20 protein-coding genes and 1 tRNA gene are annotated in these 22813 nt (G+C 64.9%); 10 read left to right on the forward strand and 11 right to left on the reverse strand.

The genetic code is table 11. From position 1 onward, the window contains the following. The first annotated feature begins 180 nt into the window (after positions 1-180). Positions 181-1059 carry a DUF4339 domain-containing protein gene (locus tag I6F37_RS26515; RefSeq protein WP_225127957.1) on the forward strand — a complete coding sequence of 293 codons (879 nt, stop codon included), beginning with the start codon at positions 181-183 and terminating at the stop codon, positions 1057-1059. Positions 1060-1089: 30 nt separating this feature from the next. Here I6F37_RS26515 and tesB read toward each other — a convergent pair whose 3' ends face one another. Continuing rightward, the gene (tesB, locus tag I6F37_RS26520; RefSeq protein ID WP_036003028.1) at positions 1090-1953 is read right to left on the reverse strand and encodes an acyl-CoA thioesterase II; all 864 of its coding nucleotides are present in this window, start codon (positions 1951-1953) and stop codon (positions 1090-1092) included. Positions 1954-2158: 205 nt separating this feature from the next. On the opposite strand from tesB, the gene I6F37_RS26525 reads away from it, so the two are divergent. Then, entirely contained in the window at positions 2159-3379 is a 1221-nt protein-coding gene (locus I6F37_RS26525; RefSeq protein ID WP_225127955.1) for a ubiquinone biosynthesis hydroxylase, read from the forward strand. A gap of 67 nt (positions 3380-3446) precedes the next feature. Here I6F37_RS26525 and I6F37_RS26530 read toward each other — a convergent pair whose 3' ends face one another. Further along, positions 3447-3644, reverse strand: coding sequence for a Trm112 family protein (locus tag I6F37_RS26530; protein WP_036003042.1), 198 nt, complete (start codon positions 3642-3644; stop codon positions 3447-3449). Positions 3645-3701: 57 nt separating this feature from the next. Further along, positions 3702-4232 (reverse strand): TetR/AcrR family transcriptional regulator, encoded by a 531-nt coding sequence (locus I6F37_RS26535; protein ID WP_225127953.1) that lies wholly within the window; start codon positions 4230-4232, stop codon positions 3702-3704. A 90-nt stretch (positions 4233-4322) separates the two neighbouring features. Between I6F37_RS26535 and I6F37_RS26540 the strand changes: the two genes are divergently transcribed. Together I6F37_RS26540 and I6F37_RS26545 are read left to right on the forward strand one after the other, a co-directional pair. After that, a complete protein-coding gene (locus I6F37_RS26540; protein ID WP_036003036.1) occupies positions 4323-4673 on the forward strand; it encodes a hypothetical protein in 351 nt (116 codons plus the stop codon). A gap of 353 nt (positions 4674-5026) precedes the next feature. Continuing rightward, a complete protein-coding gene (locus I6F37_RS26545) occupies positions 5027-7528 on the forward strand; it encodes an EAL domain-containing protein (protein ID WP_074447583.1) in 2502 nt (833 codons plus the stop codon). A gap of 135 nt (positions 7529-7663) precedes the next feature. Here I6F37_RS26545 and I6F37_RS26550 read toward each other — a convergent pair whose 3' ends face one another. Further along, positions 7664-8341, reverse strand: coding sequence for an LON peptidase substrate-binding domain-containing protein (locus tag I6F37_RS26550; protein ID WP_036003016.1), 678 nt, complete (start codon positions 8339-8341; stop codon positions 7664-7666). A 105-nt stretch (positions 8342-8446) separates the two neighbouring features. Continuing rightward, a complete protein-coding gene (trxA, locus tag I6F37_RS26555) occupies positions 8447-9370 on the reverse strand; it encodes a thioredoxin (protein ID WP_025033093.1) in 924 nt (307 codons plus the stop codon). A 271-nt stretch (positions 9371-9641) separates the two neighbouring features. Here trxA and I6F37_RS26560 point away from each other — a divergent pair. The 4 genes from I6F37_RS26560 (at position 9642) to I6F37_RS26575 (ending at position 13222) form a co-directional block, all read left to right on the forward strand. Next, a tRNA-Gly gene (locus tag I6F37_RS26560) sits at positions 9642-9716 on the forward strand. 75 nt (positions 9717-9791) lie between these two features. Next, the gene (locus I6F37_RS26565; protein ID WP_225153136.1) at positions 9792-10778 is read left to right on the forward strand and encodes an NAD(P)-dependent oxidoreductase; all 987 of its coding nucleotides are present in this window, start codon (positions 9792-9794) and stop codon (positions 10776-10778) included. A 381-nt stretch (positions 10779-11159) separates the two neighbouring features. After that, positions 11160-12434, forward strand: a complete 1275-nt coding sequence (locus I6F37_RS26570) for a sorbosone dehydrogenase family protein (protein WP_036003007.1) — start codon at positions 11160-11162, stop codon at positions 12432-12434. A gap of 191 nt (positions 12435-12625) precedes the next feature. After that, positions 12626-13222: a c-type cytochrome gene (locus I6F37_RS26575; protein WP_225142298.1), complete on the forward strand. Its 597-nt coding sequence runs from the start codon at positions 12626-12628 to the stop codon at positions 13220-13222. A 21-nt stretch (positions 13223-13243) separates the two neighbouring features. Here the strand turns inward: I6F37_RS26575 and panE are convergent, their stop codons facing one another. The 4 genes from panE to I6F37_RS26595 form a co-directional block, all read right to left on the reverse strand. Further along, on the reverse strand, positions 13244-14167 hold the full coding sequence (gene panE / locus I6F37_RS26580; protein WP_225153138.1) for a 2-dehydropantoate 2-reductase: 924 nt from the start codon (positions 14165-14167) through the stop codon (positions 13244-13246). Positions 14168-14266: 99 nt separating this feature from the next. After that, on the reverse strand, positions 14267-14875 hold the full coding sequence (locus I6F37_RS26585; protein WP_193374950.1) for a 2-hydroxychromene-2-carboxylate isomerase: 609 nt from the start codon (positions 14873-14875) through the stop codon (positions 14267-14269). Between the two features lie 101 nt (positions 14876-14976). After that, entirely contained in the window at positions 14977-16326 is a 1350-nt protein-coding gene (locus I6F37_RS26590) for an MATE family efflux transporter (RefSeq protein ID WP_225153139.1), read from the reverse strand. Between the two features lie 88 nt (positions 16327-16414). Next, on the reverse strand, positions 16415-17011 hold the full coding sequence (locus tag I6F37_RS26595; RefSeq protein ID WP_109141984.1) for a DUF2239 family protein: 597 nt from the start codon (positions 17009-17011) through the stop codon (positions 16415-16417). Between the two features lie 151 nt (positions 17012-17162). Here I6F37_RS26595 and I6F37_RS26600 point away from each other — a divergent pair, with 151 nt between their 5' ends. Further along, positions 17163-17828 carry a glutathione S-transferase family protein gene (locus tag I6F37_RS26600; RefSeq protein WP_036002974.1) on the forward strand — a complete coding sequence of 222 codons (666 nt, stop codon included), beginning with the start codon at positions 17163-17165 and terminating at the stop codon, positions 17826-17828. A 30-nt stretch (positions 17829-17858) separates the two neighbouring features. On the opposite strand, the gene ggt is transcribed toward I6F37_RS26600, so the two are convergent. Next, positions 17859-19610: a gamma-glutamyltransferase gene (ggt, locus tag I6F37_RS26605; RefSeq protein WP_081494498.1), complete on the reverse strand. Its 1752-nt coding sequence runs from the start codon at positions 19608-19610 to the stop codon at positions 17859-17861. A gap of 100 nt (positions 19611-19710) precedes the next feature. Between ggt and I6F37_RS26610 the strand changes: the two genes are divergently transcribed. Further along, complete coding sequence (locus I6F37_RS26610) at positions 19711-21096, forward strand: MFS transporter (RefSeq protein WP_225153141.1); 1386 nt, start codon at positions 19711-19713, stop codon at positions 21094-21096. Between the two features lie 121 nt (positions 21097-21217). Here I6F37_RS26610 and purH read toward each other — a convergent pair whose 3' ends face one another. After that, positions 21218-22810 (reverse strand): bifunctional phosphoribosylaminoimidazolecarboxamide formyltransferase/IMP cyclohydrolase, encoded by a 1593-nt coding sequence (purH, locus tag I6F37_RS26615; RefSeq protein ID WP_225153144.1) that lies wholly within the window; start codon positions 22808-22810, stop codon positions 21218-21220. Positions 22811-22813: the final 3 nt, after the last annotated feature.

Below are 22813 nucleotides of genomic sequence, written 5' to 3' on the forward strand. Positions count from 1 at the left end.
ACAAAAAAGTTGCAGATTGAAGCGGAAAAACGTTTGGCCAAGGGCGATCATGTGAACGGCCGCCTCTGTACAGGGCAGCTGTTCATCATTCACAATGCATTTTTGGCATGGATGCGGTGAACCCAGGCGTGAACCGAAGCGTCCCGGCCGGTACATACCTAAGTTCGAGGGGGACGTTCCATGGCGAGTTGGTTCTACGCATCCGAGGGTAAGCAGCAGGGGCCCTTTCCGGAAGGGCAATTCCGCGACCTCGTTGCCCAGGGCGTCGTGCGTCCGGACACCTTGGTCTGGACCGAGGGCATGGCCGGCTGGCAGAAGGCCGCCGAAATTCCCGGCCTGATCGGCGGCGGTGCGCCGCCGATGGTCCCGACGGGCGGAGGTGGCTATGGCGGCGCTGCCGGCTATGCAAGCGGTGGATCGCTCTCGGTCGATTTCAGCATCCTCGAATTCACCTGGCGCAGCATCGTCCTGCTGATCGGAATGATCTTCGTCATCCCGGCGCCCTGGGCCTTCGTCTGGTACACCAGATGGATCGTCTCCTGCGTGAAGGTCCCTGGGCGGCCGAACCTCAGCTTCACCGGCAATGCGATGACATTGGTGCCGTGGTATTTCGGCTTCATCGTTCTCGCCATCGCGCTCGGCTTCGTCGGCAGCGAGATATTGAGCAATCTGCTGTTCATCGTGCAGATCGTGCTCTACTGGCTCCTGATCAAATGGATGGTCGCGAACCTCGCCTCCAACGAGCAGCCGCTGGGCCTCAGCTTCACCGGTTCGGTCTGGGCCTATATCGGCTGGAATCTGTTGTTTGCGATTTCCATCATCACCATCATCGGCTGGGCCTGGGTGGCCGCGGCCCAGATGCGCTGGTTCTGCCGCAACGTCGAGGGCACCCGGCGCGAGATCGTCTTCAAGGGCAGCGGCCTCGATATCCTCTGGCGCGGCATCGTGGCCGCCATCCTGATGTGCTTCATCATCCCGATCCCGTGGGTGTACCGCTGGATCATGAACTGGTTCGCCTCGCAGACCGAGCTCGCGCCGCGCGGCTCGCTCGGGGCATGATCCGAACGCTTCAGGCGCTGCTTGAAGCGATCAGGCCTTCCGTTCGCGCACCGAGCCTTCCTGCGCGACGGAGGCGACCAGCGTGCCGTCCGGCTTGAAGATCGAGCCGCGGGTCAGCCCCCGGCCCGATTGCGCGCTCGGCGAATCCTGCGCGTAGAGCAGCCATTCGTCGGCGCGGAACGGGCGATGGAACCACATCGCGTGGTCGAGACTCGCCGGCATCATGCGTTTGTCGAACAGCGTGCGGCCATAGCGCGCCATGATCGCGTCGAGCAGCGAGAAGTCCGAGGCGTAAGCGAGCGCGCACATGTGCAGCGCCGGATCGTCGGGCAGCTTGGCGGCGGTCTTGATCCAGACGTGGATGCGGCCGTCGTCGATCTTCTGGCCGAAATAACGGCCGAGCTCGACCGGGCGCAGCTCGATCGGCCGATCGGATTCGTAGTAGCGGCGGATGAAGTCCGGCATCTCCTTGAACATCGGCTGCTTCGCCACCTCCTCCGCCGTGAGCTTTTCCGGCGGCGGCACGTCCGGCATCTTGTCCTGGTGGTCGAACGCAGTCTCCTCCTCGGCGTGGAACGACACCATGATCGAGAAGATCGCGTTGCCGTGCTGGATCGCGGTGACGCGGCGGGTCGAGTAGCTCTTGCCGTCGCGCAGGCGCTCGACCTGATAGATGATCGGGATCTGCGGATCGCCCGGCAGGATGAAATAGCAATGCAGCGAATGCGGCAGCCGGCCCTCCACGGTGCGGCAGGCCGCGACCATCGCCTGCCCGATCACCTGGCCGCCGAACACCCGCTGCCAGCTCGTCTTCGGGCTGTTGCCGCGGAACAGGTTCACCTCGAGCTGCTCGAGGTCGAGGATCCCGATGAGGTCGATCAGTCCTTTGGACATGATGGTGCTTTCCAGTGATGCCTCATTCCGGGGCGCACGCGGTGCGAACCCGAAAATCTCGAGCTGATAAACCTCCGGATTCCGGGTACGCGCGTTGCGCGCCCCGGAATGACGGAACGAAGGGCTAGCGGTCCTCGTTTCACCGCACTGTTTCGCCCAGCTCAAGTCTGCTAGCAAGACCGAGAATTGTCCGGGAAGCTTTGGTATGTCGGTACAGGGTAGCATTGTCATCGGTGGCGGCGCGTTTGCCGGCCTTGCGCTGGCCTTGGCGCTACGCCAGGGGCTCGGGCCCGAGATCCCAATCATCGTCGCCGATCCCGCGCTCGGCACGCGGCCGAGCCGCGACCCCCGCGCCACCGCGATCGTCGCCGCCTGCCGCCGCCTGTTCGAGACGATCGGCGCCTGGGACGACGTCCGGGGCGAGGCCCAGCCGATCCTCGACATGGTCGTCACCGATTCCAAGCTCGAGGACGCCACCCGCCCAGTGTTCCTGAACTTCGCCGGCGACGTCGCGCCGGGCGAGCCCTTCGCGCATATGATCGAGAACCGCCGCCTGATCGACGCGCTGGTGGTGCGCGCCGAGGCCGAGGGCATCGATCTTCGCGCCACCCCGGTCGCCTCCTACGATGCGCGCACCGACGGCATCGAGGTGACGCTCGGCGACGGCAGCGTGATCGCGGCGGGCCTCTTGGTCGCCGCCGATGGCGCGCGGTCGAAGCTGCGCGAGCGCGCCGGCATCGTCACTCATGGCTGGGAGTACGATCAGTCCGGCATCGTCGTCACCGTCGGCCACGAGCGCGATCACGAGGGCCGCGCCGAGGAACACTTCCTGCCGGCCGGCCCGTTCGCGATCCTGCCGCTCACCGGCAAACGCTCCTCGCTGGTGTGGACCGAGCGCCGCACTGAGGCCGCGCGCATCATCGCCCTCAGCGACGAGGAATTCCACGCCGAGCTCGAGCAGCGCTTCGGCCTGCATCTCGGCGAGGTCAAGGTGCTCGACAAGCCGCGGGCGTTTCCGCTGTCTTATTTCGTCGCGCGGTCCTTCATCGCCGAGCGCCTCGCGCTGGTCGGCGACGCTGCCCATGTCATCCACCCCATCGCGGGCCAGGGCCTCAACATGGGCCTGAAGGACGTCGCTGCGCTGGCGGAAGTGGTGGTCGATGCCGCGCGGCTCGGCCTGGATATCGGCGGGGCGGACGTGCTCGAACGCTACCAGCGCTGGCGCCGGTTCGACACCATGGCGATGGGCGTCGCCACCAACTCGCTGAACTTCCTGTTCTCCAACCAGTCGACGCTGTTGCGCACGGTGCGCGACATCGGCCTCGGCCTCGTCGACCGCGCCCCGCCGCTGAAGAACCTCTTCATCCGCCAGGCCGCAGGCCTCACCGGCGAGGTGCCGCGGCTGTTGAAGGGCGAGGCGTTGTAAGGGCGAATGGTGAGTATCGAGTGGCGAGTGGACCCATTCGCCATTCGCCACTCCCCACTCGCTGTTATCAATCGATCTTGCGCGCCTCTTCCGGCAGCATGATCGGGATGCCGTCGCGAATGGGATAAGCGAGCTTGGCGCTGCGCGAGATCAGCTCCTGCCGCTCAGCATCGAATTCCAGCGGGCCCTTTGTCAGCGGGCAGACCAGGATCTCCAGCAATTTTGGATCGACGCTGGCTTCGGGACGTTCGGTGGGCGCGTTCATGGAAGTCTCCGGCACTTGCTTGCCTTTAGCATAGAAATTCGCGCCCGCCATCGCGCTTTAGGCGGAGACCATCGCCAGGAGCTCGTCGAGCATGGTCCGCAGCCGCGCGGCCGGGATTGACGGGCCTGACAGGGCGAAACCGAGAAATGTCCAGTACAGGATCTGCGCGCGGGCCTGCGCCGTTGCCGGGGCGAGTCCCCGCTTTTGCAGCAGCTCCTCGATATAATCGAGCCTGCGGCGATCGATGGCACGCACCGCCCCTTGCGCGCTCGCATCGAACGCCGCCCAATTGCGCACCGCGCGTTCGAGGTCGAGCCGCGCGCCGAAGGATCTCCGCAGCAGCATCTTGACCGGCTCGTCGCCGGCGGCTTCGACGTCGGCGATGATCCGCTCGGCCGCGATCTCGCGCCAGCGCCTCAGCACCGCGGCGTGAAACGCGGCGAGATCGGCGAAATGCCAATAGAAGCTGCCGCGCGACACGCCCATGGCCTTGGCGAGCGGCTCGGCCTTCAAGGCCGTGAAGCCGCTCTTGGCCAGGGCCTTGAGGCCCTGGCCAGTCCAATCGTCAGCGGAGAGCTGTTGGTTCATGTCGTTTCCCGGAAGCGCACCATACACTAGTGTATTGACAAGCGCTTGGCCAGACGCTATCGAAACATACATGAGTGTATGGAGGCGTCGATGCGGGATCTGCTGCTCCAGTGTGCGGGCGTCGTGACCATCGCCGTTGCGCTCGTTCACGGCTACCTCGGCGAAGCCAAGGTCTTCGCCCGCGCGCGCATCGAGCCGGAGCGCCTCCGCACCTTGATCCGGCTGGTGTGGCAGGCCTCGACCGTGGCCTGGATCGGCGGTGGCGTGCTGCTGATCGCGGCGCCGTGGATGCAATCGGAGCCGGCTCGTCACTGGATCGTCGCGACCATGGCCTGCGTGTTCGGCTGCTCCGCCCTCGCCAACGCATGGGCGACGCGGGGCCGGCATTTCGGCTGGATGGCGCTCAGTGCGGTCGTCGTGATGTCGGTTGCCGGGTACTAGAACTCATCTAAAGCGGACCAGATCCGTTACCGATCGACCAGGCATTCTTCGGATGCCGTCATCGTCCTGGTCGTGCTCCACGTTGCTGGTGTGGCGCTGATAGGACTCCTGCAGCGTGATGATCACCGGACGCAAGCGCATCCGCGTCCATCTCCGGTCATCCGCAAACGCGCGCAGCGGGCTTCCGGCGCGACCGGCGCGCGGAACGTGTTAGCCCCACAGATCAAATTTTACGGACGGTGTTGGCAAGCCGCTAAGCATGCGATCAGGCGCGGCACAAAATTAACGCGAAGGGCGATTAGCCGGTCCAGCATCGACAAACATCAACAATATCGACGATGGGGCGAAACTGAATGTTCCGCGTTTTCTCCTGCCTTACGGCCGAACACGATTGGCGGCTCGTCGTGCTCGCTGCTCTGGTCTGCTTCGTTGCCAGCATCGTCGCGGTCAGCATCTTCCACCGCGCGATCGCAACGCGCGGGAGAACCCGGTGGATCTGGATCGCCATTGCCGGTGCGGCCATCGGATACGGCATTTGGGCTACGCATTTCGTCGCGATGCTCGCCTACGAGCCCGGGGTCACGACGGGCTACGGCATCGTGTTGACGGCGTCCTCTCTCGCGGCGGCAATGCTGCTGACCTCGGTCGGCTTCGGCGTCGCGGTCGTCACGTCCGGCCGCTGGCGCGCGGCGGCTGGCGGCGTCATCATCGGTGGCGGCATTGCCAGCATGCACTATCTCGGAATGTGGGCGCTCGAAGTGCCGGGCCGAGTCTCCTGGTCCGTGGACCTCGTGCTCCTCTCCATCGTTCTGGGCATGTGTTTTGGCTACGCTGCGCTGGCGGCAGCGCTCACCCGTCAGGGTTATAGCGGCACGCTGGCAGCCGCCACCCTGCTGACGCTCGCCATCGTGTCGCATCACTTCACGGCCATGGGCGCCGTGCAGATCACACCGGATCCGGCGCTCGCGACCGATACGCTTTCGCTGTCTCCGGCCTTCCTCGCGCTCGCCATCGCCGGCGTCGCATTGTCCGTGCTGGGCATGAGCCTGATCGGAGTGCTGGCCGATCGTCGTCTGGCGACCAGAACCGCTAGGTTCGAGGAGATCATCAGCCAGCTCTCCATCGCCCGGCAGCAGCTCGAAGGGTCGCAGAACGAGCTCAAGGAACAGAAGCTGAGGCTGGACACGGCCATCAACCATATGGTCGAGGGCCTTTGCATGTTCGACGCCGGGAAGCGGCTCGTCATCTGCAACGAGCGTTACGCCCGTTTGTACCGGCTGCCGCCGGAATTGCTGCGTGCGGGAACTCCGCACCGCGACATCATCCGTCATCGCGTTACCAGCGGCATACTCGAAGGCGAGGCCAGCGATTTCGCCGCCGAACGGCAGATCGCCAGGCTCGAAGCACTGCCGATCCATGCCGTCTCGAGCCGCATCGATGCGTTCGCCGATGGGCGGCTGATCTGCGTGACGCGGCAGCCGATGGCCGGCGGCGGCTGGGTGGCTACGCATCTGGATGTCACCGAGCAACGCCGGTCCGAAGCGAAGATCACCTACATGGCGGAACACGATGCGCTCACCGAGTTGCCGAACCGCGTGCTGCTCAAGGCGCGTCTGGAGCCTGCACTCGCCGATACGCGTGGCGGAAATCTCCATCTGGCGGTTCTCCTGCTCGACCTCGACCGCTTCAAGGAGGTCAACGACACGCTCGGACATCCGGCGGGCGACCTGCTGCTGCGCTCAGTCGCGGCGCGCTTGCTGGATTGCATCAGGGAGACGACGTTCGTCGCCCGACTGGGCGGCGACGAATTCGCAATCGTCGACTACGTGACCAATCCGGCTGCGGACGCGGCCTCTCTCGCCGAGGCGATCCATGGCGCGCTCAGCGAGCCGTTCGATCTCGGCGATCATCAGGTCATTGTCGGCACCAGCATCGGGATCGCCCTTGCGCCCCGAGACGGCGCCGATTCCGACACGATCCTCAGGAGCGCAGATCTTGCCCTCTACTCGGCCAAGAGCGGCGGACGTGGTGCATTCCGCTTCTTCGAGCCGGAGCTGGACCGGCTCCTGCATGCGCGCCGCAACCTGGAGCGGGATCTGCGGAAGGCGCTTGCGAGGAGCGAATTCGAGCTCCACTACCAGCCGTTCGTCAATTTGAAGAGCGGCGAGACCTGTGGCTTCGAGGCGTTGCTGCGTTGGCATCACCCCGAGCGGGGTCTGGTCTCGCCCGGCGAATTCATTCCCGTCGCGGAGGAAACTGGCTTGATCCTGCCGCTGGGGGAATGGGTGTTGAGAACCGCCTGTGCCGAAGCGGCAAAATGGCGTTCCGACCTGAAGATCGCGATCAACCTGTCTCCAGCGCAATTCAGGAGCAAGGAGCTCGTGTCGACGATCGTGAGCGCACTGGCGGCGTCGGGGATTGCTTCAGACCGGCTCGAGCTCGAGGTCACCGAAACCGTCATCATGCATGACAGCGGGACCGTATTCGCAGCACTCAGCCAGCTGCGCGAGCTCGGGGTGCGGATTGCCCTCGACGATTTCGGCACCGGCTATTCGTCGCTCAGCTTTCTGCAGAAGTTTCCCTTCGACAAGATCAAGATCGATCGCAGCTTCGTCAGCGAGCTGTCCAGTCCGATGGAGGAGCCCCATCGGATCGCGCGGGCCGTGGTCCAGTTCGCCACGAGTCTCGGTAAGACGTCCACCGCCGAAGGCGTCGAAACCGCCGAGCAGCTGGACATCCTGCGCCAGGAGGGCTGCGTCGAGGCCCAGGGTTTCCACCTCAGCCCGCCGATACGGGCCTCGACGGTCGCACGGCTTGCGGATCGAAAGGCCGAGGCCGGCGAGTTTGCCGCATAGAGCATGATCCGGACCCGAAGGGCCGCGTCAGCGCAAAGTGTGTAGCGGTTTCCGAAAAGATCATGCTCAAACCAAAAAACCCAAAGCGCGATGAGGATTTATCCTAATCGCATCGCGCTTTGGGTCGCTTGACGATCACTGCAGCGGCGGGTCGCCGCTAGTGCGCTTCTTGGCGAGGTCCATCTCGGTGACGGCGATCAGGATCTCGGCGCGGGTCTTCAGGTCGGGCGCCTCCAGCATGGCCTGCTTTTCCGCGGGGCCGTAGGGCGACATCATCGCGAGCGCATTGACGAGGGCTTCATTGGGCGCGCTCTCGACGCCCTCCCAGTCGACCTTGAGGTTGTTGGCCTTCAGGAAGTCCGCCAGCACCGCCAGCAGCGCCTCGCGGTCGACCTCCTCCTCGCCGCGGCGCGCGGTGAAATCGTCGACGTAGGCGAAGAAGTCCACCTTGCACTGCCGATAGGGGGTGAGCACCTCGAGCTCCTCGACCACCTTGAAGCGCGAAACGCCGGTGAGCTCGAGGATGTAGCGGCCGTCGCCGGACTCGGCGAGCTGGGTGATGCGGCCGACGCAGCCGACGCGGAACAGCGCCGGCTTGTCGGAATCCTTCCGCGAATGCGCGATGTCGGGCTGGATCATGCCGATCAGGCGATGGCCGTCGCGGAAGGAATCGTCGACCATCGAAAGGTAGCGCGGCTCGAAGATGTTGAGCGGCATCTGGCCGCGCGGCAGCAGCAGCGCGCCCGGCAGCGGGAAGACCGGAATGATCTCCGGGAGGTCGGCGGGCCCGCGATATTCGATGTTGATCGGCATCTGCCCGGTCCCCTGGCGTTGCTAGCGCATGATCCGGATCCGAAGGACCGCGTTAGCGCAAAGTGTGGAGCGGTTTTCCGAACAGATCATGCTCAAAAAAGGCCGTTACGAAAACAGGATCGTCGACAAACGTTTGCGGCCTTCGACGGTTGCATCATCCGTGCCGCCCCAGGCCTCGAAGAACTGCACCAGCTGCTTGCGGGCGCCGTCGTCGTTCCATTTGCGGTCGCGCTTGATGATCTCGAGCAGCTGCTCGGTCGCCGCCGCGCGGTTGCCTTGGGCGTTGAGCGCGGTGGCGAGGTCGAACCGGGCCTGATGATCAAGCGGATTTGCGGCGACTTTCTGTTCCAGCTCGGCGACCGGTCCAAGCGATTTCGCCTGCTCGGCGAGATCGATTGCGGTCTGCACGGCCTTCACGGCCGGGTCGTTGCGCTTGGATTCCGGCACCATGGCCAACGTCTGCTTGGCCTGCTCCATCGCGCCGGAAACGGCGTAGCACTTCGCAAGGCCCGCAAGCGCCGCGATGTTGGTGGAATCATGCTGCAGCGCCTCGGCATAGATCTGCGCCGCCGCCGCCGCGTCGCCCTCGGCGAGCACCGCGTCGGCCTCCTGCACGATCTCGGCGACGTTGACCTCGCCCGGCGCGGTGACGCCCTTGGTCAGCCGCTCGATGAAGGCGTTGACCTGGCTCTCCGGCACCGCGCCCATGAAGCCGTCGGCCGGCTGGCCGTTGACAAAGGCGATCACGGCCGGGATCGACTGGATGCCCATCTGGCCCGGGATCGCCGGATGATGGTCGATATTCATCTTGACCAGCTTGACCTTGCCCTTGGCCGCCTTCACCGCCTTCTCCAGGACGGGGGTGAGCTGCTTGCAGGGGCCGCACCATTCCGCCCAGAAATCGATCAGCACGGGCTGGCGCTTCGATTCCTCGATGACGTCCTTCACGAAGGTCTGGGTGGTGGTGTCCTTGATCAGGTCGGCCGCAGCCGGGCCCGCCGCTCCGTTACCCTGGTCGATGATCGTCACGGGATTCCCTCGTCATGTCTGGAATGGCGGCTCTTTAGCACGCCGCCGCGTCATATGCTTGTGGTCGGCTCCTAAATTGGGCCGAATGGGCCGAATTTCAATCCAGGCACCCCGATTCGCCGGTTCCGAGACGTTTCCGGTCGATTTGGCCGGGTTCGGGCTCCATACGGGGTCCGAATTGCGAATTGAGGCCGCCTGTAGCTGTTGCATTCCCCTCCCGCTTTTGGCATACGACAGCCGTTGTCGGCGCGTCACGCGACCGACACAGGATGCGGGTGTAGCTCAGTGGTAGAGCACGACCTTGCCAAGGTCGGGGTCGAGGGTTCGAGCCCCTTCGCCCGCTCCAGTTTTCTCCAAAGCATCCAGCCAAACCGGATCGGGCCGCGGTTCTCCGCGCCGCTGGCGGCTGTTCGGGTCTCACATGACAATTCTGGTCACAGGCAGCGCAGGCCACCTCGGTGAAGCCTTTCTCCGGATCCTCCGCGGGCGTGGTGTCCCCGCGCGCGGGCTTGACCTGAAGCCCTCCCCCTTCACCGATGCCGTTGGCTCCATCGTCGATCCCGCCTTCGTGCGGCGCCAGATGGACGGCGTCACCGCCGTGGTCCACACCGCGACGCTGCACAAGCCGCATGTGGCGACCCATTCCAAGCAGGATTTTGTCGACACCAACGTGTCAGGAACGCTGAACCTGCTCGAGGCGGCAGTCGCGGCCGGCGTGAAGAGCTTTGTCTTCACCAGCACCACCAGCGCATTCGGCTCGCAGCTGCGGCCCGAGGCGGGACAGGCGGCGGTGTGGGTCACCGAGGAGCTGCCATCGGTGCCGAAGAACATCTACGGCACGACCAAGCTGATGGCCGAGAACCTCTGCGAGCTGTTCTTTCGCGAGCGCGCGCTACCGATCGTGGTTCTGCGGACCTCGCGCTTCTTTCCGGAGGACGACGACGATCCGGCGATGCGATTGGCCTACACGCTGGACAACGCGCAGGCCAACGAGCTGCTCTACCGCCGGCTGGATATCGCGGACGCAGTGAGCGCGCATCTGCTCGCCGTCGAGCGTGCGCCCGGCATCGGCTTCGCCCGCTACATCGTCTCGGCGACGAGCCCGTTCGAGCAACGTCATCTCGGAGCGCTGGCGCGCGATGCCGCCGGCGTGGTGCGCGAGCTCTATCCGGAGTGCGCGCAGCTCTATGCGGCGCGCGGCTGGCGGCTCTTCCCCGCGATTGACCGGGTCTATGTCAACGAGCGCGCGCGGCGGGAGCTCGGCTGGCGACCCGAATTCGACTTCGCGCATGTGCTGCGCAGCCTGCGCGATGGCCGCGACGTCCGCAGCACGCTGGCGCGTGAGGTCGGATCGAAAGGCTACCACGACACGCTGTTCGACGACGGACCCTACCCCGTCGCCCCGTGAGCGCCGCGATTATTTTACTCGACGCTTCAAATGATTGTCCGGCGTCACCGCGCGCGGATCAACTTGCGCAGTTCTACTGTGCATGGGGTTGTTTTCGCACTTTTGTATGCCCACCCCGGCGGACCGCCTGACGACGTTGCGCGCGCGCTGTTGATTCCGCGTTGCAGCGCGAGGCGCGGTCGTCGCAGCGTTCATCCGTTCATTGACATTCCGTCTCAATTTTTGCTGCGCGCAGCCGCGCTGCATCCGGCGCGCTTCTCACGATGGGCAGATGTGCTACCCTTTTTGCGTCTGTCGTCCCGACGGGCTCAAGACTTCGCCTCTCGACTAGCAAAACAAAATAACGCGCAGCCCTGATGGCTGCCTTAGGGGAGTGATGCGATGACATCGATGTTCCATCGATCCGTGTTGGCGCTTGCAGCCGTGGCCCTTCTCGCGGGGACCGGCGCCGGCAACGCGCAGCAGCAGGACAAGAACAAGCCGCTGAAGAAATACGATTCCAGCACCAAGGAGTTCTGGACCCATCCGCCGGATGACTGGTTCCTCGGTGACGAGACCGAGGCGCAGAAGGGCCTCGCGCCGCCGTCGGGCCCGCCGACCGGCGCCTCCGACGCCGAGCTCGCCAACATCGTCAAGAAGATCAAGCTGCCGCCGGGCTTCAAGATCGAGGTCTACGCCTCCGGCGTGCTGGCCGCGCGGCAGATGGCCTGGGGTGACAAGGGCACGTTGTTCGTCGGCTCGTTCGGTCTCGGCAACGTCTATGCCATCAAGGACAACAACGGAAAGAAAGAGGTCAAGACCGTCCTCAAGGGCCTGAACATGCCCACCGGTCTCGCCTTCAAGGACGGCGCGCTCTATGTCATCGCCGTCGACAAGCTGATCCGCTACGACAACGCCGAAGCCAATCTCGACAATCTCGGCCAGGGCAAGGTCGTCTATGACGACATGCCGTCCTATGCCGCGCATGGCTGGAAATACATCGCGGTCGACAAGGAAGGCTGGTTCTTCCTGCCGTTCGGCCCGCCCTTCAACATCGGCATTCCGCCGACCAGCGTGTCGCAGATCCGGCGCGTCGATCCCAAGACCGGCAACGCCGAAATCTGGGCGCTCGGCGTCCGCAACTCGGTCGGCGGCGACGTCGATCCGCGCACCGGCAAGCTCTGGTTCACGGAGAATGCCCGCGACTGGATCAGCGATGATCTGCCCTCGGACAAGCTGAACATGATCAACCGGATCGGCGAGCATTTCGGCTATCCCTATTGCCATCAGGGCAATCTGCCTGACGACAAGTTCGCGATGGGCCACAAATGCTCCGAGTTCACGCCGCCCGTACTGAACCTCGGTGCCCATGTCGCACCGCTCGGCATGAAGTTCTACACCGGCGACCAGTTCCCCGCCGACTACAAGAACAACATCCTGATCGCGGAGCACGGCTCCTGGAATCGCCACAAGTACCAGGGCGCGCGCATCGTGCGGGTGATCGTCGGGCCTGACGGCAAGAACCCGAAGCGGGAGGTCTTCGCCTCCGGCTGGCTCGAGGGTGACCAGGGCTATCTCGGCCGTCCCAACGACATCATCATCGCCAAGGACGGATCAATCCTTGTGGCCGACGATTGGGCCGGCGCGATCTATCGCATCAGCTACAGCAAGAAGTAGCGCGACCTGACGGAGAAAGCTGCGACCGGGTGACGGCCGCAGCTTCTTCCGTTTCAGTGCCTCATGCTGTCGTTCCGGATTGCGCCGCAGCGCAAGTCCGGAACCCATAACCCCGGCTCGTGGTTATGGATTCCGGGCTCGTGCTCCGCACGCCCCGGAATGACGAGCTCGATAGATCGGAATCCTCCCCCATGCGCCGGCAGATCATTTCGCACGCAATCAGCGCGGTTGCGCTCCTGACGCTCGACGCCTTCATCCCGGCTACGGCCGCCGACAATGCCGCGATCAAGGAGAAGGCCGCCGCCTGCTCCGGCTGCCACGGCGAGAACGGCATTTCGCAGACCGAGAACATCCCCTCGCTCGCCGGCCAGCCCGATCAATTCCTGCAATGGCAGCTCGTGTTCTTCCGCGCCGGCGCGCGCAAGAACGATCAGATGCAGCCGATCGTGGAAGGGATCACCAACGAGGACATCCGCAATTTCGGCGCTTACTTCGCCTCGCTGGCGCCGCCGAAGGGACCCGAAGACGGGGATCCCGACCTGTCGAAGAAGGGGGCGCAGGTGGCCGCCGGCCGCCGCTGCGCCTCATGCCATACCGACAGCTATGCCGGCACCAAGGCGGTGGCGCGGCTCGCGGGGCAACGTGAGGAATATCTCGTCAAGGCGCTGCACGATTACAAGGCCGGCCAGCGTGTCGGCGGCGGCGTCGCCGCGATGGCCGACGTCGCCTATCACATGAGCGATGAGGAGATCACCGCCGTCTCGCACTATCTCGCGCATTTGAAATAGCGCGGGGTTGTTGCGCGCGCCCTACCCCGCCCGCTGCCTCTCATACGCCTTCAGATGCGTATAGGCGATGCGCAGCTTCGGCACCGGCACCTTGGCGGCGTCGGCGCGCGCGATGAGATCACCGATGACGTGATCGGCCTCGACAGGCAGGCCGGCCTTGATGTCGCGGAACATCGATGCCGTCAACGGCGAGCCCTCGGTGGTGAGATTGCCTTTGACGCGATCGAAGAACGGGCCGCCCGGCGGATAGCCGGACGCCGCGGCAACCGCGCTGGTCTCATCCAACATGCCGAGCAGGAAATCCCGGCCGCCGGGTGCGGCAAGGATGTTGCCGACGGACGTCCGCATCAGGCTGGTGCTTGCTGCGAGCGAGGACAGGAACACCCACTTCTCCCACATGTCCTGCATGATATTTTGGCTGGCACTGGCGCCATTGATGCCGCTCTTGAAGGCCTCGTCGATCGCCTTCACCCGCTCCGACATCCCGCCGTCGCGCTCGCCGTAAGTGAGCGACTGCATCGGCTGGAGCTGTACCACCTCGCGCTTCTCGTTCAGCGTCGCGGCGATGGCGCAGAGGCCGCCGAGCACGCGCTCCTTGCCGAACCTCGTGTCCAGCGTGTCGAGATGCTTCATGCCGTTGAGCATCGGGATGATCGCGGTGTTCGGCCCCACCGCGGGGGCGAACGACTTGATGGCATCGTCGAGGTCGAATGCCTTGCAGCTGAGCAGCACGACGTCGAATTTGTTCTTGATCGCGTCGGCCTGAACCGTCGGCGGGTTCTTCAAGGTCACATCGCCGTTCGGGCTCTTGATGACGAGGCCGGCGCTCGCGAGCTCGCCGGCGCGGCGAGGCCTAACCAGGAAGGTCACGTCGCGGCCGGCCTGCAACAGCCTGCCACCGAAATAGCCGCCGATGGCGCCGGCGCCGACCACGAGGATGCGCATGGGAGAACTCCGCTTTTACTATTGGCGAATGGCGAATAGGGAGTAGCGAATAGTGGGCGCGATTTCCACTCGCTATTCGCTACTCGCCATTCGCGCGCTTCACTTTCCCGACACCATCTCCTCGACCTCGCGCAACTGCTCCTTGCCGAAGAACATTTCATTGCCGACGAAGAAGGTCGGCGAGCCGAAGGCGCCGCGGGCGACCGCCTCCTCGGTGTTCTTGATCAGCTTGGCCTTCACCTCGGGTTCCCCGGCGCGGGCGAACAGCTTTTGCGCATCGAGACCAGACGACGCCAGCGCCTTCGCCGCGATCTCGGGATCGTCCATCTTCTTCGGCTCGCGCCACATGTGGTGGAAGGTGGCCTCGACATATGTCTCGAACACGCCCTCGAGCTGCGCTGCGATCGCTGCGCGCATCAGGTTCAGCGTGTTGACGGGAAAGTGCGGATTCCAGACATAGGGCTGGACATGGAAGCGTTTGATGAAGCGCTCGGTCTCGACCTGCTGGAACTCCCGCTTGTTCTTGATGCCGGCGAGCGTCTCGGCCGGCGACTTGTTGTTGGTCGACTTGAAGATGCCGCCGAGCAGGATCGGCACATATTCGAACTTGACGCCGATCCGCTGTTCGATGGCGGGAATCGCCAGATGGCTGAGATAGGCGTTGGGGCTACCGAAATCGAACAGGAATTGCGGGGCGGTGCGGGTCAAAATCATTCTCCCTGGCCTGGCTTTCTGAGCGGCTTTTTCTCATTGTGGCGCAGGCCGCCCCACAGGTCTATCGTTTAATGACGGTCATAATACTTTGACCGTCAGATCAGGCGCTGCATCGCCCCCTTGCGCCACACCAGATGGTAATAGCCCATCTGCAGAATCAACATGGCGCAGAACACGATGGGATAGGCGGCCCACACGCCGTTCAGGCCGACCGTGTGGCTGAGGATGATTGCAGCCGGCAGCTCGATTGCGGCGATCGCGAAGATCGACAGCAGCATCGGCGTCAACGCGACGCCGGCGCCGCGCATTGCGCCCGAGAACACCGTGGCGAGCCCGAACGGCACCGAGCTCCACAAGGCGATGTTGAGCAATCCCTTCGCCAGATCCAGCACGGCGCCCTCGGTGATGAAGATACCGAGCACCGCGCGTGGCGCGAGGTAGATCAGCGCCACCAACCCGCCGGTCAGGACGATATTGAACGCAAGGCCCATCCGCACGATGCCGTCAAGCTGGGCCCGGTCGCCGACGCCGACGGCCTGGGCGCCGAGGATCGAGACCGCGATCGAAATCGACATCGCCGTGAACTGGGTGTAGCCCATCACCTGGTTGACGGCGCCATAGGCCGCGGTGGCATTCGAGCCGAAGCCGTTGACGAGGCCGAGCAGCACAAGCTCGGCGATCGCCATCACCACCATGCCGATCGCGCTCGGCAGGCCGATCCCGAGGACTTTGCCGAGCACGGCGCCGTTTAGTCGGAGGTGACGCAGCAGCGTCGCATCCGGCGCGAGCGCGTGCTTTCTCCGCAGCAGATAGGCAGCCAGCACGATCAGCGTCAGCGTGTTCGCGATCGCAGCCGCCCAGGCAGCACTGGTGATGCCGACAGCCGGCAATCCGAACGTGCCGCGGATCAGCATCGGCGTCAGGATCAGGCCGATCGCCGTCGACAAGGCCAGCGCCAGCAGCGGTGTCACTCCATCGCCGACGCCGCGGATCATCGCCGTCATCAGCAGGAAGATGAAGCCGAGCGGCATCGTCAACAGCATGATGCGCGCATAGGCGCTGGCTTCATCGAGAATGTCCGCGGGCGTGGCGAGCATCACCATCAGGGGCCGGCTGAAGATCCCGCCAACGAGTGCAATCGCTATCGAGAGCAGCAGGCCGACGGCGAGTGTCGTGCCGACGATGATCTTGATCCGGCCATGCTCGCCGGCGCCGAAGGCCTGGCCGATCAGCACGGTGGCGCCGGTGCTGAGGCCCATGACGAAGGCGAACAGGAAGAACATCACCGGGAAGAACGCCGAGACCGCGGCGAGCGCGCCGACGCCGACCATCTGGCCGAGATAGACGTTGCTGACGGTGCCGAACAGCGATTGCAGCGCGTTGCTCAGCATCAGGGGTGCGAGAAAGCGGAGGAATGTGGTCCAGAGCGGCTTTGCGGCAGACATGGCATTGGCCTTTCATCAGGGCGTGCGAAGCCGTTGCCGCGCAATGCGCGGCTCGGCCGTCGATGGGGCGTGAGAAGCGGCGCGCGGTTTAAGCGCGGTCGCTGTAGGCGAGCTTGACGATGTGGTCGCGGATGTCGGTCGGCCAGTCGGCGATAAGGCCGGTGAAGCGTCGCCGGTCATCCGCGAACAGGGCGCGCGAGGCTTCCTCGAACTGCGGCAGATCGCCGGCCATGGTCGACATGAAGTGGTAGGCCGCATCGCGCGCCTGCCGCTCGCGGTCCTTGTCGCCGCTGGCGCGCCTGGCTTCGTCGACGAGCTTGCGCAGCGCGACCGAAGCGCCGCCGGCCTGTGCGTTGAGCCACTCCCAGTGCCGCGGCAGCAAGGTCACCTCGCGCGCGACCACGCCGAGCTTCGGCCGGCCGCGACCGCGCGGCTCTGCGGGTGCTTCGGTCGCCTCAGCCGACGGCGGGACAAGCTTCGCCAAGCGCGCCAACACCTCGCGATCTCCACCACGCAGATCGAAGTCGATCGATCGGCCCGTGGCGTCCTCGAAGATGATGATTGGCTCGTCCGGCTGTGACGCCACCCGCTTGACGACCAGCGCAACCTCTCCAGCCGGCCCGGACACCAGGCGGCGCTGTCCCTGGAAAGCGGTGAAAAATTTCTGCATTGGAATCATTGCCATTTTGACGATGCTGGGTTTCTTAATACCCGGGTAAATTACTCGCGTCAATATACCCGGATAAAAATATCCGCAGCGACGGCTCGACAATGTGTTCCCGGGCTGGCACCAACGGCGCGGCCGATGACCACGACCAAGCCTTGAGGACCCCGCGATGCTGACCGTTCACCACCTCAACAATTCCCGCTCGCAGCGCGTGCTGTGGCTGCTCGAGGAGCTGGGCGTTCCCTACGAGATCGTGCGCTATCAGCGTCAGCCGGACATGCGCGCGCCGAAGGAGCTGCGCGCCATCCATCCGCTCGGCAAATCGCCCGTCATCACCGACAACGGCAACACCATCGCCGAATCAGGCGCGATCATCGAATATCTCATCGCCACCTACGGCAACGGGCGGCTGATCCCGCCGCCGAACACGCCGGAGCGGCTGCGCTACACCTATTGGCTGCACTATGCGGAAGGATCCGCGATGCAGCCGCTGCTGCTCAAGCTGCTGTTCACGCTGATGCCGAAACGTGCGCCGGCCTTGCTGCGCCCGCTGGTGCGCAAGGTCTCCAACCAGGCGCTGACCGCGCTGGTCAATCCGCAGCTGAAGCAACACATGGACTATTGGGAAGGCGAGCTCGGCAAGAGCGAATGGTTCGCCGGCAGCGAGTTCACCGCGGCTGACATCCAGATGAGCTTTCCGCTCGAAGCCGCCCAAGCTCGCGGCGGCCTCGAGCAGGGCCATCCCAAGGCGATGGCGTTCCTGGAGCGCATCCACGCCCGGCCTGCATATGCGCGCGCGCTGGAGAAGGGCGGGCCGTATCAGGTCGGGCGGTAAGCTCCCTTACCCCGTCATTCCGGGAGCAGGTTACTGCCCCGCCGCCTCCGCGCCGCGCGTGCGCGGATCGGCTGCGCCCAGCGTTCCGTTCGGCGTCACCAGAATCGAGTTGGCAGATGTCTGCCCCATCGGCTCGAGGACGAGGTGCCCCATCGCCTTCAGCTCGAGCAGCACGCCCTCGGGAAAGCCGCGCTCGGCGCGCACTTCATCCGGCAGCCATTGGTGGTGCAGCCGCGGCGTTGCGACGGCGGCCGCAACATCCATCTTGTAGTCGAGCACGTTCACGATCACCTGAAGAACGGTCGAGATGATGCGGCTGCCACCAGGCGAGCCCGTCACCAGCACCGGCTTGCCATCCCTCAGCACGATGGTCGGCGACATCGACGACAGCGGCCGCTTACCGGGACCGGGAAGATTCGCTTCGAAGCCGACCAGGCCATAGGCGTTGGAGGCGCCGATTGCCGCGGTGAAATCGTCGAGTTCGTTGTTGAGCAGCACGCCGGTGCCGTCGGCGACGAGGCCGACGCCGTAGCTGAAGTTCAGCGTGTAGGTGTTGCTGACGGCATTGCCGCGGGTGTCGACGACGGAAAAATGCGTGGTGTTGCTGCCCTCACGTGGCGCGGCAGGAGAGGTCACGAGCTCTTTTGACGGCGTGGCGCGTTCGAGGGAAATGTTTGCGCGCAGCTTCGCGGCATAGTCCTTCGCAATGAGGGTCTCGATCGGCGCGTTGACGAAGGCGGGATCACCGAGATAGCGGGCGCGATCGGCATAAGCGCGCTTCATGGCTTCAATCAAGAGATGCAGCGACGCCGCCGATCCCTGCTTCAGATCGGCCAGAGGGAAGCCCTCGAGGATGTTGAGCGTCTCCATCAGCACGACGCCGCCTGATGAGGGTAGCGGCATCGACACGATGTCATAGCCGCGGTAGCTGCCACGCACCGGCGTGCGGATGACCGGCTGATAGGCCTTGAGGTCCGCCGGCGTCATGATGCCGCCGGCATCGGTCACGGCCTTGGCGAGTTTCTCGGCGATCGGCCCCTCGTAGAATCCCCGCGGCCCCTGTGCAGCGACGGCCGCCAGCGTTTCGGCGAGATCGCCCTGCACCAGCCGATCGCCTTCGCCCAGTGGCGTGCCGTCCGGACGCGAGAAGATCCTGGCCGAAGAAGGCCAGCGTGCCAGCCGCCGGTGCCAGCCCGGCAACGTATCGGCCATGTCGTCGCTGACGATGAAGCCATCGCGTGCGAGCGCGATCGCAGGCGCCAGCAGTTGCGCCAGCGTGAACTGACCCGAGCCGTATTTCTCGAGCGCGAGCGCAAGGCCGGCGACGGTGCCGGGCACGCCGATGCCGAGCGCGGAATCCCGTGACTTCGTCGCGTCGGGCTTGCCGTCGGCGCCGAGGAAGATCTGCGGCGTGGTCGCGGCCGGCGCGGTTTCGCGATAGTCGATCGTGATGTCTTCATTGCGATCGGCGGAATGGATCACCATGAAGCCGCCGCCGCCGATATTGCCGGCACGCGGATAGGTCACGGCCATCGCGAAGCCGGTCGCGACCGCAGCGTCGATGGCATTGCCGCCGCGCCGCAGGATGTCGGCGCCGATCTGCGCGGAGATCTTCTCCTGCGCCACCACCATGCCGTGCTCGGCGGCGACGGCGCGCACTGCCTCGCGTGCGGGCGGAACATAGCCCTGCCGTGCATCCTGAGCGGTCGCAGGGGCGAGACCGAGCACCAGGACGGCAATGGCGGCTAAAAATCTCCGCCGTGTCGAATATGACGACATCATCAAATTCCCGCCGTGGCGTTGCACCGGTTCACGCCCGTCACTGTAATGCTATACCGTTTGCTCTAAGAGAGGCAAAACTGTTCGTGATGGGTGCTGCGTGATGACGACAATCGCTCCGGATGCGCGCATGGCCGGCGTGGCGCGGACCTATCCGCCGCGCGCCGCCGTCGTGAGTTGGATCTTCTTCGATTGGGCCGCGCAGCCATATTTCACGCTGATCACGACCTTCGTGTTCGCGCCCTATTTCGCGACGGCCATTGCGCCAAATCCCGCCGCCGGTCAATCCTTGTGGGGCTTTGCGATGGCGGCCGCGGGCCTTGCGATCGCGCTGTTGTCGCCGGTGCTCGGCGCCATCGCCGACGCTTCGGGCCGCAGGAAACCGTGGATCGCAGGTTTCGGTACGGTGCTTGTGCTGGCGTCCTGCACGCTCTGGATCGGCAAGCCCGGCAATCATGCCGTCATTCCGCTGGTGCTCACCGCAGTTGCGCTCGCCAGCGTTGGTGCGGAATTTGCCACGCTCTTCAACAACGCGATGATGCCGACGCTGGTGCCGCCGGAGCGGATCGGTCGTCTCTCCGGCACCGGCTGGGCCACGGGCTACATTGGCGGCATCGTCAGCCTGATCATCGTGCTCGGCCTGCTCGCCGCCAATCCCGAGACCGGCCGCACGCTGCTCGGCGTCACGCCGCTCTTCGGCCTCGATCCCCTCACACGTCAGGGCGATCGTGCCGCGGGGCCGCTGACCGCGCTGTGGTTCATCATCTTCGTGACGCCGATGTTCCTGTTCACGCCGGATTATCCGGCGAAGCGCCCGCTGGGCGAGGCGTTGCGCGAGGGCCTGTCGGAGCTGAAGCAGTCGATCAACAGTCTGCCGAGGCAGAAATCGCTCGCGGCATTCCTGCTCGCCAACATGATCTACACCGATGGTCTGGTGTCGCTGTTCGCCTTCGGCGGCATCTATGCCGCGGGCACCTTCGGCTGGCACACCATCCAGATCGGGACGTTCGGCATCATGCTCGCGATCGCCGGCGCGCTCGGCGCCTGGTTCGGCGGCAAGCTGGATGATCGTCTCGGGCCGAAGCGCGTCATCGCCGGCAGCCTGCTGGTCCTGCTGCTGTCGGTGGCCGCGATTCTCCTCGTCGACAAGGACAGCGTCCTGTTCGTCAAGACCGCGCCGCCGCAAGCGGGCGCTGCCCTGTTCTCGAGTACGGCCGAGCGCGCCTATCTCGTGCTGGGCTGCCTGATCGGTGCAGCCGGCGGCCCGCTCCAGGCCGCTTCCCGCACGCTGCTGATCCATCTCGCGCCGAAGGATCGCATCGCGCAATATTTCGGCCTGTTTGCGCTGACGGGAAAGGTGACGTCCTTCATCGGCCCGCTCCTGATCGGCCTGGTCACCGCGCTGACCGCCAGCCAGAAGGCCGGCATGGCCGTGCTGGTGGTGTTCTTCGTTGCGGGATTGGGGCTGTTGATGCGGGTGCGGGATTAGCCCGCATCATGCAACTCTATCCTCGTCATTGCGAGGAGCACTTGCGACGAAGCAATCTAGACCTTCCTTGCGGAGACAGACTGGATTGCTTCGCTTCGCTCGCAATGACGAGTCGATGGACTCAATGCCTGAAGTGCCGCGTTCCCGTGAACACCATGGCGATGCCGTGCTCGTCGGCGGCCTTGATCACCTCGTCGTCGCGCATGGAGCCGCCGGGCTGCACCACGGCGGTGGCGCCGGCTTCGATGCAGGCGAGCATGCCGTCGGCGAACGGGAAGAATGCATCCGAGGCCACCACCGAACCCTTGGTGAGCGGTTCGGCGAGCTTCAGCTCGCTAGCAGCATCCTGCGCCTTGCGTGCGGCGATCCGCGCTGAATCCACCCGGCTCATCTGACCCGCGCCGATACCGACGGTGGCGAGATCCTTGGCGTAGATAATGGTGTTGGACTTGACGTGTTTTGCCACCCGGAACGCAAACTTCAGATCACGCATCTCCGCATCCGTCGGCGCGCGCTTGGTGACGACCTTGAACGTCATGTCGTCGACAACGGCGTTGTCGCGGCTTTGCACCAGCAGGCCCCCGGCCACCGTCTTGGCGGTCAGGCCCGGCGCACGCGGATCGGGCAGGCTGCCGGCGAGCAGCAGGCGCAGGTTCTTCTTGCCGCCGATGATGGCGATCGCCTCTTCGCTGGCATCTGGCGCGATGATGACCTCGGTGAAGATCTTGGTGATCTCGCGCGCGCTATCGGCATCGAGCGGACGGTTCATCGCGATGATGCCGCCGAACGCGGACGTCGAATCGCAGGCCAGCGCCCTGCGATAGGCCTCGACGAGGTTCGGCCCTTCGGCGACGCCGCAGGGATTGGCATGCTTGACGATGACGCAGGCCGCGGTGCGCTTGGCGTCGAACTCGCCGATGCACTCGTAGGCGGCATCGGTGTCATTGATGTTGTTGTAGGAGAGCTCCTTGCCCTGGAGCTGCCGCGCGGTGGAGACGCCGGGGCGCTTGTCCGGCGTCGCATAGAATGCGGCGGTCTGGTGCGGGTTCTCGCCGTAGCGCAACGACTGGATCAGCCTGCCGCCGAAAGCGCGGAAGTCGGGCGCGTCGATCTCGAGCTGACGGTTGAACCAGTTCGAGATCGCGGCGTCATAGGCCGCAGTGCGGGCATAGGCCTTCGCGGCAAGCCGCCGCCGAAGCTTCAGCGTGGTCGCGCCCTTGTTGGCGGCGAGCTCGTCGAGCACGGCCTGATAGTCCTGCGCCTCGACCACGACGGCGACGTCGTCGTGATTCTTGGCGGCGGCGCGGATCATCGCGGGACCGCCGATGTCGATGTTCTCGATGCAATCCTCGAAGCCCGCGTCTTTGTCGACGGTGGCTTCGAACGGATAGAGATTGACGACGAGCAGGTCGATCGGCGCGATGCCGTGCGCTTTCATCGCCTCGGCATGGTCCTTGTTGTCGCGGATCGCGAGCAAGCCGCCATGCACCTTCGGATGCAGCGTCTTGACGCGGCCGTCCATCATCTCGGGGAAGCCGGTGAGGTCGGAGACGTCCTTCACCTTAAGGCCGGCCGCTGCGATCGCTTTCGCGGTGCCGCCGGTCGAGACCAGCTCGACATCGTGCGCGGCGAGCGCCTTGGCGAACTCGATCAGGCCGGTCTTGTCGGAGACGGAGAGAAGGGCGCGGGTGACGCGGCGGGGATGGTCAGTCATGAG

Origin of the sequence: Bradyrhizobium sp. NBAIM08 (assembly GCF_020193935.1) — a bacterium.
Taxonomy (GTDB): Bacteria; Pseudomonadota; Alphaproteobacteria; order Rhizobiales; family Xanthobacteraceae; genus Bradyrhizobium; species Bradyrhizobium yuanmingense.

Bases quoted from the DNA above. Each gene is read 5' to 3' on its own strand.
- I6F37_RS26570 (WP_036003007.1), top strand. From the start codon at position 11,160: ATGACATCGATGTTCCATCGATCCGTGTTGGCGCTTGCAGCCGTGGCC.
- I6F37_RS26575 (WP_225142298.1), top strand. From the start codon at position 12,626: ATGCGCCGGCAGATCATTTCGCACGCAATCAGCGCGGTTGCGCTCCTG.
- panE (WP_225153138.1), bottom strand. From the start codon at position 14,167: ATGCGCATCCTCGTGGTCGGCGCCGGCGCCATCGGCGGCTATTTCGGT.
- I6F37_RS26540 (WP_036003036.1), top strand. From the start codon at position 4,323: ATGCGGGATCTGCTGCTCCAGTGTGCGGGCGTCGTGACCATCGCCGTT.
- I6F37_RS26530 (WP_036003042.1), bottom strand. From the start codon at position 3,644: ATGAACGCGCCCACCGAACGTCCCGAAGCCAGCGTCGATCCAAAATTG.
- I6F37_RS26515 (WP_225127957.1), top strand. From the start codon at position 181: ATGGCGAGTTGGTTCTACGCATCCGAGGGTAAGCAGCAGGGGCCCTTT.
- I6F37_RS26565 (WP_225153136.1), top strand. From the start codon at position 9,792: ATGACAATTCTGGTCACAGGCAGCGCAGGCCACCTCGGTGAAGCCTTT.
- I6F37_RS26610 (WP_225153141.1), top strand. From the start codon at position 19,711: ATGACGACAATCGCTCCGGATGCGCGCATGGCCGGCGTGGCGCGGACC.
- I6F37_RS26525 (WP_225127955.1), top strand. From the start codon at position 2,159: ATGTCGGTACAGGGTAGCATTGTCATCGGTGGCGGCGCGTTTGCCGGC.
- I6F37_RS26545 (WP_074447583.1), top strand. From the start codon at position 5,027: ATGTTCCGCGTTTTCTCCTGCCTTACGGCCGAACACGATTGGCGGCTC.
- purH (WP_225153144.1), bottom strand. From the start codon at position 22,810: ATGACTGACCATCCCCGCCGCGTCACCCGCGCCCTTCTCTCCGTCTCC.
- ggt (WP_081494498.1), bottom strand. From the start codon at position 19,610: ATGATGTCGTCATATTCGACACGGCGGAGATTTTTAGCCGCCATTGCC.
- tesB (WP_036003028.1), bottom strand. From the start codon at position 1,953: ATGTCCAAAGGACTGATCGACCTCATCGGGATCCTCGACCTCGAGCAG.
- I6F37_RS26535 (WP_225127953.1), bottom strand. From the start codon at position 4,232: ATGAACCAACAGCTCTCCGCTGACGATTGGACTGGCCAGGGCCTCAAG.
- I6F37_RS26590 (WP_225153139.1), bottom strand. From the start codon at position 16,326: ATGTCTGCCGCAAAGCCGCTCTGGACCACATTCCTCCGCTTTCTCGCA.
- I6F37_RS26595 (WP_109141984.1), bottom strand. From the start codon at position 17,011: ATGGCAATGATTCCAATGCAGAAATTTTTCACCGCTTTCCAGGGACAG.
- I6F37_RS26600 (WP_036002974.1), top strand. From the start codon at position 17,163: ATGCTGACCGTTCACCACCTCAACAATTCCCGCTCGCAGCGCGTGCTG.
- I6F37_RS26550 (WP_036003016.1), bottom strand. From the start codon at position 8,341: ATGCCGATCAACATCGAATATCGCGGGCCCGCCGACCTCCCGGAGATC.